8 protein-coding genes are annotated in these 12,886 nt (G+C 64.5%); 2 read left to right on the plus strand and 6 right to left on the minus strand.

Going from position 1 to position 12,886, the window contains the following annotated elements; translation table 11 throughout:
- Position 1: 1 nt before the first annotated feature.
- The 3 genes from AB8717_RS20270 to AB8717_RS20280 all read right to left on the minus strand — a co-directional run bounded on the left by AB8717_RS20270 (position 2) and on the right by AB8717_RS20280 (position 6,077).
- Positions 2-1,657 (minus strand): glycoside hydrolase family 43 protein, encoded by a 1,656-nt coding sequence (locus tag AB8717_RS20270; protein WP_443751336.1) that lies wholly within the window; start codon positions 1,655-1,657, stop codon positions 2-4.
- Positions 1,654-2,922 carry an MFS transporter gene (locus AB8717_RS20275; protein WP_443751337.1) on the minus strand — a complete coding sequence of 423 codons (1,269 nt, stop codon included), beginning with the start codon at positions 2,920-2,922 and terminating at the stop codon, positions 1,654-1,656. The genes AB8717_RS20270 and AB8717_RS20275 overlap by 4 nt, the downstream gene beginning before the upstream one ends.
- A gap of 221 nt (positions 2,923-3,143) precedes the next feature.
- Positions 3,144-6,077 carry a TonB-dependent receptor domain-containing protein gene (locus AB8717_RS20280; RefSeq protein WP_443751338.1) on the minus strand — a complete coding sequence of 978 codons (2,934 nt, stop codon included), beginning with the start codon at positions 6,075-6,077 and terminating at the stop codon, positions 3,144-3,146.
- Between the two features lie 547 nt (positions 6,078-6,624).
- Here AB8717_RS20280 and AB8717_RS20285 point away from each other — a divergent pair.
- Both AB8717_RS20285 and AB8717_RS20290 read left to right on the plus strand, forming a co-directional pair.
- Entirely contained in the window at positions 6,625-7,401 is a 777-nt protein-coding gene (locus AB8717_RS20285) for a FadR/GntR family transcriptional regulator (RefSeq protein ID WP_443751339.1), read from the plus strand.
- A 162-nt stretch (positions 7,402-7,563) separates the two neighbouring features.
- Positions 7,564-7,761, plus strand: coding sequence for a hypothetical protein (locus tag AB8717_RS20290; protein WP_443751340.1), 198 nt, complete (start codon positions 7,564-7,566; stop codon positions 7,759-7,761).
- A gap of 13 nt (positions 7,762-7,774) precedes the next feature.
- On the opposite strand, the gene AB8717_RS20295 is transcribed toward AB8717_RS20290, so the two are convergent.
- The 3 genes from AB8717_RS20295 to AB8717_RS20305 all read right to left on the minus strand — a co-directional run bounded on the left by AB8717_RS20295 (position 7,775) and on the right by AB8717_RS20305 (position 12,467).
- Positions 7,775-8,521, minus strand: a complete 747-nt coding sequence (locus tag AB8717_RS20295) for a DUF3142 domain-containing protein (RefSeq protein ID WP_443751419.1) — start codon at positions 8,519-8,521, stop codon at positions 7,775-7,777.
- Positions 8,521-10,737 (minus strand): hypothetical protein, encoded by a 2,217-nt coding sequence (locus AB8717_RS20300; protein ID WP_443751341.1) that lies wholly within the window; start codon positions 10,735-10,737, stop codon positions 8,521-8,523. The genes AB8717_RS20295 and AB8717_RS20300 overlap by 1 nt, the downstream gene beginning before the upstream one ends.
- A gap of 122 nt (positions 10,738-10,859) precedes the next feature.
- Positions 10,860-12,467 carry a family 43 glycosylhydrolase gene (locus AB8717_RS20305; RefSeq protein ID WP_443751342.1) on the minus strand — a complete coding sequence of 536 codons (1,608 nt, stop codon included), beginning with the start codon at positions 12,465-12,467 and terminating at the stop codon, positions 10,860-10,862.
- Positions 12,468-12,886: the final 419 nt, after the last annotated feature.

The raw sequence follows: 12,886 nt of genomic DNA on the forward strand, positions 1-12,886 counted from the left end.
CCTATCCCAGGCTGTGACGCCGGAGGACCGGCGCCGGAATGGCGGCGGCTTCGGCGGCGTCCCGGTTTTGATATTCGAACCACGCGAAGCCGGCGGGATAGGCTTCGCCCGACATGTCCTGGCAGGCCATTCCGACGAACGTGCCGGTGAAGCTGGGGTGTCCCGGCAGCGTCGCCTCGTCCGACAGGGCGGTCGCGTCGAAAATTTCCGCAAGTTCGTTCCACGTGGCCGCGCCTTCCGGTTTCCAGGCGAAGCGGATCTGCCGGCCGTCCGACAGCACGCGCAGCGCGATGCGTCCGGCGGGCAGGGGATAGATCGCCGAGAGCGTTTCAGGGCGCCGTGGGTCGGGCAGGGCCGACATCACGCGCAGGTGCCGTCCCAGCTCGGGATCGTGACTGATATAGGCGTAGTGGAACTTGGTGGCGTTGTAGTAGCAGACGAGACCCGCCGATTGCTGAAAATGGCAGGGGTCGTAATCGAGGACCGTTGTCGCCTGATAGCGCAGCGACGTCTGGCGGCGGGCGACCAGGCTCTGTTCGAAATGGCTGCCGATCGTCTCGCGCCCGAACAGCGTCAGGTGCCCGGGCTTTTCGGTCAGGCTGAAAAGCGTTTCGGGATAGGGCGTGCGCAGCCACTGAAAATCGGGATCGAGGGTGGGTTGATTGAAATCGTACCGCTGGACGGGCGGCTCCGTTGTTGCCGCCGCCGGGCTGACCGGATTGTCCGCCGCCGCCGCCGGCAGGGCTGGTGCGATCCAGCCGTCGGAGGTCCAGCTCACGGGCTGGATCGCTGTTTCCCGGCCCAGTACCGAGCACGCCGTACCCGGCACGGGCCGCGCGCACAGATAGGCCATCAGCCAGGTTCCGTCCGGTGTCTCGACAAGGTCGGCGTGGCCGGCGCGTTGCAGCGGGATGTCGGGTTGGCCGCGGCTGGTGATGATGGGGCCGTATGGCGAGGGTTCGTAAGGACCGCGCAGGGTGCGCGACCGCGCAAGCGTCGCGGCGTGTCCCCAGCCTGTGCCGCCCTCGGCGACCAGCAGATAATACCAGTCGCCCCGGCGATAGAGATGGGGACCTTCGGTAAAGCCGAGGTCGGTGCCTTTGAAAATAAGCTCCGGGCTTCCCGCCAGCGTACCGGTGCCGGGGCGGTATTCCTGGATCACGATGCCGCCGAAGCGGTCCCGGCCGCTGCGATGATCCCACAGCAGGTTCAGCAGCCAGGACCGGCCGTCATGGTCGTGAAAAAGCGACGGGTCGAAGCCGCTGCTGTTGAGATGGACCGGATCGGACCAGTCGCCGTCGATGGCGTCCGACGTGACGACATAGTTATGGAAATCGCGCAGTGACGTGCCTTCGGCGCCATATTCGGTCGTGCGCCCGTAGCGCCTGACCAGGCAGTAGGTGAGATAGAATGTGCGGTCCGAATGGCTGAGGCAGGGCGCCCAGACGCCGCAGCTGTCCGGAATGCCGCGCAGGTCCAGTTGCGAGGGCCGCCGCAGGGGTGTGGCGACCACGCGCCAGTTGACGAGGTCCGTGGAGTGGTGGATCTGGACGCCCGGGAACCACTCGAAGGTCGAGGTCGCGATGTAATAGTCGCCGCCGACGCGGATGATGGATGGATCGGGATTGAAGCCACGCAAGACTGGATTTTGAATCACCCGTTGCCCTCCGAGGCCGGGGTTGCAGGGCGGACGAGCAGCCACAGCAGGGCCGCGCCCAGGAGGTCGATGCCGCCCAGGATGAAGAAGAAGGGCGCATACCCCGTCGTCGCCACCAGCGATCCGATCGCAAGGGAAAACAGCAGGGCGCCGAGATTGGCGGCCGTGCCGGCCATGCCGGCGACGGTCGCGACCTCGCTTTGCCGGAAAAGGTCCGACGCCATGGTGATGACGGTGACCGACAGGGTCTGGTGCGCGAACGCCGCCAGGCACAGCAGGGCAATGGCGGCATAGGGGTTCTTGACCGAGGCCACGAAGACGATCCCGACCATCAGGACAGCTCCGGCCGTGAAGGTCAGGCGTCGGGCGTTGATCAGGGTGGCGCCGGACTTCTGGATGATGCCGACCAGCAGCGGGCCGAACAGGCAGCCGAGGTCGGCGGCGACGAAGGGCAGCCAGCCGAACAGGGCGATGTGCTTGAGGTCGAAGCCGCGAACCTTGGCCAGATACAGCGGCAGCCAGAAGACCAGCGTGCCCCAGGTGGGATCGGCCAGGAAGCGCGGGATGGCGATGCCCCAGAAATTGCGCTGGCGCAGGATGTTCAGGGGCGACGGGCGCGTCTCCGAGGCCGCGAGATGCTTTTCCTGGCCGCTGTCGATATAGGCGCGTTCCGCCTCGGTCAGCGCCGGATGCTCTTTCGGTGAGCGGTAGCAGAAGAGCCACAGGAAGGCCCAGAGGATAGCCAGTACGCCCGTAATGACGAAGGCCGCCTGCCAGTTGTAGTAGAGGATCGCCCATGCCACCAGCGGCGGCGCCAGCATCGAGCCCACGGACGCGCCGATATTGTAGAGTCCGCCGGCCAGGCCTCGTTCGCGCGCGGGAAACCATTCCGACACCACCTTCAGCCCGCCGGGCTGGGCGACGCCTTCGGCGAAGCCCTGGAAGCCCCGCAACCAGGCCAGGGCCTGCCAGTTGCCCGCCAGGGCATGCGCCATGGCGATCAGGCCCCAGACCAGGGTAAAGAGGAACATGCCCATTTTCAGCCGGACGACGTCGAGCAGGAAGCCGGCGACGGGCTGGAGCATGATGCCGAACTGGAACAGGCCGGTGATGAAGCCGTATTCCTTCTCGCTCATGTGGAGACTGGTCATCAGAGTCGGCGCCGCCACGCCGAGCGTGCTGCGTGTCAGGTAGTTGATGATGGTGCCGGCCGTCACCAGGGCGATGATGCCCCACCGGACGCCGCGGCTCTTGGAAAACGCCATAGAAGGCCCTTGCTTATGTCCAGGCGGAAAATACGCCCCCCTTTCCCGATGGAAAAGGGGGGCAGGTCGCACACGGAATCGTTGGAACCGGAGTGTTGCAGGTTTCGGGAAGCGCTCGGCCGCATGGCCGGCGGGCATGCCGTTGGGATCGCACGTCCGCCGACACCGTGACGTATCGGCCGGATATCCGCTCTGGACGTCGGATATCCGGCACAGGAGCTCTAGAAGCTCAGCCGCACGCCGACGTGGTAGAAGCGGCCCAGCGTGTCATAGAGCGCGGGGTTGACGTCGAGACCGGTATTGGTCTGCGGCGACGGCACCGGATCGACATTGAACAGGTTGTCGATCTTGAAGTAGGCCTGGACACCCTTGCGGAGCGTGTACGAGCCGGCGAGGTCGACATAGGTCGCGCCCTTCATGGTGTTGGTGTTGATCGTCGGGTTGTTGCCCGTCGACGCCGGGCAGCCCGTGGTGCAGACCACGTACTGCGTGCCGTACACACCGTCGCTGAACCAGCGTTCCTGCAGGGTCAGGCTGTAGGTCTTCGTGGAATAGCTCTGCACGAACAGCGCTTTCCAGTCGGGCGTCGCGCCGGTATTCACACCCGCCGTCTGCGACGGAATTGTGCCAGGCAGGCCCGGCGTGGTCGTGAAGTTCTGGACGTTGGTGGCAAGCGCCCGCAGCACCAGGTTGCCTTCCAGGCCGAGCGGCCGCGGAACCTGGTAGCTGACCTCGTAGTCGACGCCGCTGGTGCGGATCGAGGCGGCGTTGATCGAGCCGACGTTGACATAGGGATTCGTCCCCGTCAGGTCGAAGGTGTTGCACGCCGCCGGCACCGAGTGGTCGAAGCAGTACTGCACCAGTTGGGTGGCGCTGGGACCGCTGGCGATCGCGTCGGTCAGCTTGATGTCGTAATAGTCGATCGAGGCGTTGAAGCCGGGGAACCAGCTCGGGTTGGCCAGGATGGCGCCGAAGTTGAAGTTGTGGGCGATTTCCGGCTTGAGGCCGGGGTTCGACCCGGAGTTTACCGAAACGGTCAGCGTCGAATTGGTGAACGGGTTGGTGAAGTTCGGATTGTTGGTCGAGGTCGTCGGCCCGAACAGGTCGTTCAGGTTCGGCGCCCGCACGTCCTGTGAATTGACGGCGCGGAAGCGCACGCCGTCGAACGGCGTATCCCAGGTGAAGCCCACCTTCCACGCCTGGGCGTCGCCGGCCGTCGAATACTTTTCGGCGCGGCCCGCCACGTTCATGTTCAACTGGCCGAGCGAGGTCGTGTTGACCAGCGGAACGTTGAATTCCAGGAAGGCTTCGACGACGTTGAAGTTACCGGTGCCATTGCGGTAGTTGCCGGCGTAGAAGTTGCCGCCGCTGGTGCTGAGCGCCGGATCGGCCGGGTAGGTCGAGCTGTAGGCGCTGGGGCTGGCGCCGACGACGCCGTTGCCGTACGGGTCCGCCACCGCGCGGTACCATTCGCGGCGGTATTCCGCGCCGGTCGCGACCGAGACGGGGCCGGCCCACAGCGAGAAGGGCGTGCCCGAGATGCTGATGGCGGCCACGTCCTGGGTCTGGATCGTGTGCTGGAAGGCGCCGGCGGCCGGTTGCAGGTAGGCGATCGCCGAGGCGCTGGGCGTCTGGTTGCCGAAGATGTTGATCGGCTGGCAACCGTTGGCGCGGGCGGTCGCGTCGCGGCAGACGATGACGCCGTTCAGCATGACGGCGTCGATCGCGTTGGTGAAGCGCGCCTTCAAGAGCAGGTTATGGACATTGATGTCCGATGTTTCCGTGCCGTGCTCGACATAGGCATCGTAGGTCCAGTCGCTGCCGAACATGCCGAACTTGCCGTCTGCGCCCAGGACGAAGCGTTCCTGCTTGCGCTGGGTATTGACCCGGATGCTGGGCAGGAAGGGCGTGACCGTGCCGTATTTGAAGCTGGTGATGCCGTTCGGGCCGCACTGCGACGAGATCGAGGTCGGGAGATAGGCGTTCGAGCACTGGATCGTCAGGCCGGCTTCGGTGAAGCCGGGATTCGGCTGGTTGTGCGTATCGACCTTGGCGAGGTTGGCGGTGACGTAGATTTCGTTGTCCGCATTCAGGTCGAACGAGGTGCGGTTGTAAAAGTTCGAGCGGATGATGCCCGATTGAAGCGTTGCGCCGACGCCGACGTTCGCGGACGTGTCGCCGCCCACGCAGAAGCCGACATAGCAGCCGGCGACCGTGCCGTTGGCGTCCTTCTGCGGCACGCCGTTGGAACCGTAGACGAAGTTATACGGATTGCCGTTCTGGTCGAAGGCGATGCCCTGCAACGGACCTGCGGTGATCAGGCCGTACTTCGAATAGGTGATCGACTGGGCGTGGTCATTGTAGACGTACTGCGGCGAACCGTTGTTGGTGATGCCGGTGTTGAGAAGGGTGGAGGAGCGGTACCAGTCGCGGCCGCTGGCGGCGTTTTCACCGAAGTCGCCCGCCTTGATGCCGTCTTCCTTATGGTATTCCAGCGCGAATTCGGTGTGCAGCCTGTCGTTCAGGAAGGCCTTGCCGAAGGCGACCTGGAACAGGCCCTGCTTGTCGTCGCCGTAGGTCGTTTCGCCGGCCTCGATATTGGCCTTGAAACCCTGGAACTTCTTTTCGGTGACGAAGTTGACGACGCCGCCGACGGCGTCGGAACCCCACGACGCCGAGGCGCCGCCGTTGACCACGTCCACGCGCTTGAGCAGCAGTTGCGGGAACAGGCTGATGTCGGGAGCGCCGGTGCCGATATTGGACGGCACGACGCGCTGGCCGTCGAGCAGGGTCAGGGTCCGGCTGACGCCGAGGCCCCGCAGGGCGAACGAGCTCAGGCCCTGCTGGCCGCTCGACGTCGAGAAAGTGTTGGTCGCGACGCCGCTGGAGCCTTGCAGCGACGGCAGCTGGGCAATCGTCGTGAAGACGTTGGGCTGCGCCATATTGGTGATGTCGGTCGTGGTGATCGTCGTGGTCGGCGTCGGGGCCTTGAAGCCCCGCGTCGTGATACGCGACGCGGTCACGATGATGTCCGAACTGTCGGCGGTGGCGGGCGCCTTGGCGGTTTCCTGTGCGTGGCTCGCAAGCGGCAGGGTTAGTGCACAGAGGATGGCTGCTCCTGACGCGCTCAGGAGCAAGGACTTGACGGTTTCCATTGTTTTTCCCGTATGAGTTCTTGATTTATTGGCAATTATGCTTGGCTTTGACCCCGGTTATTTCCGCGATTGCGGAAACGCGCGTCTCTGGCGGGTGCCAAGTGATTTTTATATTTATAAAACCGATACTCATGACCACGGCGGCGGCAATGCGGCCTTGGCGGAGCCTCGGCACGATTGGTGATGCCGTAGGCCTGAACAGCCGCATATGCGCTATATGGTCTGATGTTATATGCACACAAATCCGACATATTCGTCAACAGGATTCGTAACTTTGTTTCGCGGATGACACCAGGGCTTGGCGAAAAGTGCAGTGTATTTTTTATAATTATTTGATTTTATGTAATAAAAAATTTTCACAATACGGCGTCGTGTCATGGGGTCAAGATGCGGGGACAGGGGTGACACCGTCCTGAATTCATTCTCATCAGTTGTAATTTTTTAAACGGTCTGCTTATATAAAAACAAAAAAAGAAACCGTATGACTGCGGAAAGGGCGATGCCGTCTTCGCCGCAGCGCATGCGATTCGACTGTCCAGAGACATTGATGAGTAAAGCGCCAAAACGCCGCCAGGTCGTCACCTGGGACACCGAAGCCGGGGAGGGGCAGGCCGTGGCCGGCCGGAACTCTTCGCGTCTGCACGACTTGCTGGCACAGAAGCTGGCCGAGGAAATCATCTCCGGCCGCAGGCTGCCGGGGGACGTGCTGCCGACGGAACTCGACATGTCGATTTCGCTGGGCATCTCGCGCACGGCCGTGCGCGAGGCCATGCGTATCCTGGCGGCGAAGGGCCTGATCGAGCCCCGGCCCAAGCGCGGCACCTGCGTCACCGAAAAGACGACGTGGAACATGCTGGATCCCGACGTCATCCGATGGATGTTCGCCAACGAGCCCGACGAACGGCTTGTGCGCAACCTGTTCGAACTGCGCCTGATCATCGAGCCGGCCGCGGCGGGACTGGCGGCGCTCAGGCGGAATGTCACCCACCTGGCGGCGATGTTCCGCGCGCTCGAGGTCATGGACCGCGACACGCTGTTTACCGAGTCGGGACTGCAGGCCGACAAGGATTTCCACGCCGCGCTGCTGGCGGCCGCCGACAACGACCAGCTGACCTCGCTGAACACGTCGATCGGCATGTCGGTGGCCCTGTCGACCCGGTACAAGATCGAGCTGGGCATATTGGGGGCGGAACCGGTGGCGGCCCACCGCGCCGTCTACGAAGCCATCGAGCGCGGTGATGCCGCCGAAGCGCGCTGGTGCATGGAATCGCTCATCCGCCAGGCGATGAAGGACATCGCCAAACGGCCGATGCCGGCGAGCTGAGCCGGAAGCCGGTTAATCCACCGAAACCCGAAGCCGGAGCGGGAAATCCGATTCATATCCCGTTAACCATCGTGCTAGCCTTGGGGCCTGAGTCGCAGAGCAGGGCGCACGCCAATGTCCCAACCCAATCCCAATTCGCACCTCCCGTATGCAATCCGATATATGGCGCGGTTGCAGGAGCAGGCCGCGCAAAGCGCGCGGCCCAATGGCGTGCCTGCCGACCGGCTGGAGAAGTGCGCTGTCCACCTGCGGGACACGGTGTTGTCGATCAACCGCGCCACCCAGCCGCCTGCGGATCCTGCGACCGTGACGATGACGCAGAAAATCAAGCTGATGAACTTCCTGCGCCAGCAAAAATAGGTGGAAGCCCGCCTTATTCACCGGTCTTCGGCTGGGGCGCATTCAGCAGGAAGACCACGTAGCCGCGAAAGTATGGGTTGGTCTTCAGCGCGGCGGGAGCAGACCATTCCCCGCCCTGTGCCAGCCCTATGCGGAAGGGGACGGTGAGTTTCGACAGGCTGGCCAGATAGGCCTGGTAGCCTGGAATGGTGCGCCGGCCCTGGTAGGTCTGGAGCACGATCTCGTCCACCACGCCGTTGAGGCTGTTGAGCACGGTGGAGTCGCCCTGGCTGCTCCAGTCCAGCAGGCCGGTGATGCTCAGCTTGCAACCGGCGGGCAAACGGTGGCGCAGGTCGCGCAGAAAGGCCTGGTACTGGTCGAGGTGCCGCGTGCGGGCGTCGAAGTCGATCTGGATGCCGGCGACGGGCACGCCGTTCGTCCGCCAGACGCGCCATTGCCGCAGGATCTGGTCATAGGTTTCGGGCGGCCAGTTCAGGGTGTGGGCGCGATAGACGATCCATACCTCACCGGCGCGCATACGCGGCATGGCGCCGCCCTGGGCGATCAGGTGGCCCTTCGCGGCTGGATCGCCAGGCGAAAAGCCGACCTGGCCTTGCAGGATGTACAGGCTCTTCGCCCGGGCCAGCACCGGCTGCGGCGTTACCCCGGCCCACAGCCAGAAGGAGTCGTAGTCGGCGGCATTGACAGGCCGCTGCGCCGCCGGACCGCAGGCCTGGAGCGTGAGCGCCACTACCATCAGCAATGTCAGCCAGGGCCGCATCACCAGTAGACCTTGAGCTTTTTGGCCCACGGCGTCGACGGGTAGCGCGCCTTTAGCTCAACAAACCACTGCCGGCGCTGGTCGAGCGGCACGTCGGTTTCATCGCAATGATTGGCCCCGCTCGGCGCCCAGCACCTGACCATGCGATAGAGGGCATAGGCGCGCACATCGGCCGCCGCGTTTCGGTCTTTGATAATGGTCTTGTAGATATCGAACCTTGAAATGCCGATGCCCGGGAACTGCGCCGCCACAGTGCCGAGTTCCGCCGGTTGCGGCGGCGCGCCCGGCTTGGATGGCGGATTATCTTGCCGCAGGAAACTGTTATATTCGTAACCGTCATAGCCGTAAGTGTCATAGCCGTAGATGCGGATGAACTCGCCAAGGCAGATCAGGCTGGCCTCGTCGCGTGCGCTGGCGGCAAGCGCCGCCGCGACCGTGGCGATGCCGGGACATGTGTAGCCGTCGTGCGCCCCGCCGAAATGGGCGAAATCGGTCAGAGCGGGGGGATTGTTCAAACCGATCTGCAACTTGTCGCCATGGGTGCGTGGTGGCGCGGGATCGGGCATGAGCTGCCAGTCGCCGGTGAACGCCTGGTAACGGCCGCGCGTCAGCTCCTTGTACAGCAGGACGTAGAGCGCCAGCTGCCGTTCATGGACAGGGGTGTCGGGGGCCATGGCGCGGGCGCGCAACAGGTCGGGCGAGGCCGAGTGGCTGAGCAGGATTTCGCGATAGGTCGGATCGTGGATCGGTGAGCCCTTGGCGAAAACCGCCGCCACTTCGCCACTCTTTTCATAGGTCTGCGCCAGGGCCAGTTCCACGGCCGGCCGCTGCAACACAGGCTCGGTGCGGGCAACAAGGGCCAGCCAGTGGGCGCGGGCGGCGGCGGGCTGATGCAGGGCCTCCAGCGCCAGTCCCTTTAGGACCAGGCCGCTGAAGCGGACGGTGGACATGCGCGGGGCGGCCTTCAGGCCATCCAGGGCTTTCAGCGCATCGGCCGGACGGTTCTCGACATAGAGGCTGTAGGCCGCCCTGAGATAGGCGTAGAGCTCCGGCTGCGTGGCAAACAGGGGCGCCTGGGCCTCGAGATCGGCCCGGGTCAGCGCCGCGGGCTTGCCGGTCTCCGTCCGCATGCCGATGAGGTCCATGACCGCCCGCAAGCGCTCGGTGCGGATGTCGCCCGGCCTGGCGTCGCCCAGCAGGACGTTGTCGATTTCATAAGCCAGCGCGATCATCGAGACATTGCCGGCGGCGGCCTTGTCGTCGAAGGTTTTTTCGTAGAGGTCGGCCAGGCCGGCCTTGTCGCCGCGCAGCCACAGCACCCGCCGCTGGAAGCCGCGCGCAGACGCCGCATAGGCGCCGCGGGGATAGTCGTGCAGATAGGTCTGGAACCCGCCCTCGGCCCGGGCCAGGGCGAAGACGTCGACATTTGCCAGCGAAACCTCGCCGTACGGTCCGTCGATGCCGGCTTCGGCGGCGTTCAGGTCGACGCGTGCCACCGTGTAGAGGGCTGCCTCGCGGAGCCACGGCTGCGCGCTGGCGGTCACGGCGGTCAAGGCCGTGCGCGCCGCGGCGAAGTCGCCGCTGTAAAAGGCGGACGCCCCGGCCAGATAGGTGGCGAAATCATGCCCTGGCGCAGATGTAACGGCGCCGTTCGGCGAACTGAACGGCGCGGGCTTGGCGCCGCTGACGCAGGCGGCCGCAAGCGCTGCCCGGGCGGTGGCCAGAAGCCGCTTTTCGGCCGGTGTTGCGGCGCTCGATTTCAACGCGGCGACATAGGCGGCGCCCGAGGCGGCATTGCTGCGGCAGCGGTCGCCCTGGCCGTCCATGATACTGCCGGAGGTATCGTCTGGCGCGGAAACGTGACGAGGACGCGCGGTGTCGAATACGGCCGTAAGGGTGCGGAAGTCTATCGGCGTCTGGGCGACATAGCGGCCGTGGCGGCCGAACGGGGTGGGACCCGACAGGAAGTGCGGGCGCACGCCTCGGGCGTCGGCCAGGAGCAGCAGGAGATTGACGCGGCTGTCATTGGCCGGCGCCAGGAAGGGGACGGCCATGGCTGTAGAGGGCTGGAACAGGGAATAGGTATTGCCCTCGGACAGCGAAAAGAAGGTTGACGGGAAATAGTCGCTGCTGGCCGACAAAGGACCTGCGGTGACCGCACACGCCAAAGCCGCCAGCCCTCCGGCGGCAAGTCCTCTGAAACCCGGCACACGCATGGCAATCCCCCTCAATCGGGCTGACTCTGCCTCGCGCGCGTGCCGGACCGCAAGGGTCATTTCCAGCCATTTTTGTCCAGAACGTGTGTGGGAATATACGTACGAAGGGCTAGGTTTTAAACCTAGGCGGCCGTGGGAAGGGCGCGGTAGGTGAAGTCCCGGAGGCGGATGCTGCCGGGGCCGGCGCTGTAGATACCGATCTTGAGGCTGAGGAAGCCGCCAAAGACGTTGTGGTGCAGGCCCGAAACCTCGTTGCGCAGGCCCTGCCGGATCCATGTCTTGCCGTCGTCGAGCGAGTAGTACCAGGTGACGATGTTTTCGTCGTTGGTCACGCGCAGCCGGACCCTTGAGGCATTGATGTCCGCGCCGGCCCAGGACTGTTCTTCGTTCCACACGAAGGCCTTGATCCGCTTCGGCGTGCAGCCCAGGCCGACAAAGGCCTTGTTGTTGTAGAAGAGCAAAAGGCCGCCCTCGGCCTCGCCGTCGAGCTCGATCGCCACCTCGGCCTCGTAGGACCGGTCGCCGACGCCGCAGGTCAGGGGCGAGGTGTCGGCGGGCGAGGTGCCGCGGCCGGCAATACGAAGCGCATGGTCTTCGTACTTCGCGCGCTGCATCTCGTCGGCCTTGGGGTCGTGGAAGCACCACTGGATGCCGAAGCGGTTCTTCGTGAAATCGTCCGACAGAGCGTGGCCGGACGGGCCCGCCTTGCCGCCTTTCGGCTTGGGCAGGGGCTTCGACAGGTCGCCGCCCTTCGCCCGGAACCAGCCGTCCTTCGTCCATTCGGCGGGCTCGAGCAGGGTCTGGCGGCCCAGCGTTCGGAAACCGTTTTCATAGCCGTGATAGACCAGCCACCAGTCACCCGCAGGATCTTCGACCAGCGAGGCATGGCCGCGCGACCACCACGGTTCGGCGGCGCTCCGTGTACGGACGATCGGGTTGTGCGGGCAGTGCTCCCACGGGCCGTGGATCGATTTCGAACGCGCGGCGATGACCATGTGGCCGGTCGGCGGACCCGACGTGCCGCCGACAGCGGTGATGAGATAAAAGTATTCGCCGTGCCGCAGCAGCTTCGGTCCTTCCGGCGAAAAGCCTTCGACGATCCAGTCGTCGGGATAATGCCACGGCGCGTAGGCGGGCTCGATCGTCCCATCGGTCGCCAGACCGTCGTCCGTCAGCCGGATCTTGCGGATGCCGTTGACGAACAGGTAGCGCTTGCCGTCCTCGCCGACCACGTGGCCGGGATCGATGCAGCCGTGGATGTTGAGGTCGACCGGATCGCTCCACGGGCCCTCGATGCGATCGGCCCAGATGGCATGGATCGACCAGGTGCTGCCATCGGGCGCAGCCGGAATATAGATGAAATAGCGGCCATTGTGCTTGCACAGGTCGACCGCCCAGATGGTGCCCAGCGGCTTCGACAGGGCAGGGCCGACCGGCGCCCAGTTCACCAAATCGGTCGAATGCCAGATGACCAGGCCGGGATAGGAAAAGAACGACGAGAACGTCATGTAGTAGTCGGCGCCGTCCTTCAGGATGGTCGGGTCGGGATGGTCGCCGGCGATGATCGGATTGAGATAGGTACCGTCGCCCAGGTCGGCCTTGCGGCTGCCTTCTATGCCGGCCGGCCAGGTGGCTGTTCTCGGCGCGGCGGCTTCGGCGGTTAGCGGAACGGCGGCCGTGGCGGCGCCGGCCAGCAGGGTTTTAAAAAGGCCGCGGCGCGACTGCGACATGGGAAATCTCCTGGCAAACGGGACGGCGGGATGCGACTCACACCCTGCCGTTTTACGCTATTTCGATGCGTTTACGAGGGTGCTGCGGGTATTCTGCTTGACCTTGTTCCGGTTGTGGAGGTGTGCTTCATCACCAGCGCTTTGGGAGGGTATAGACTTATATCTGAACAAGAAAGGGCCCGCGATAGGCGGCCAGGTTCGGGCGCGCTTCGGCATAGACGGGTCTTAGGGCCATAGTCCTGGTCAGCCAACATGTACGCCTGCGGTTTTTGTGGCCAGGGAACCTGGCGCGCCAGCGGTAAGGGATTGCTGCGGAATGTGAACCGGATCGCCTGGGTTCCACCTATGCGGCGCAACGCTGAGCGGCAAACGTCGACATGATGTGGTGAATTGCGTAGCGACAGCGATTTCCTCAAATT

It is taken from the genome of Asticcacaulis solisilvae (genome assembly GCF_052327315.1).
GTDB lineage: Bacteria > Pseudomonadota > Alphaproteobacteria > Caulobacterales > Caulobacteraceae > Asticcacaulis > Asticcacaulis solisilvae_B.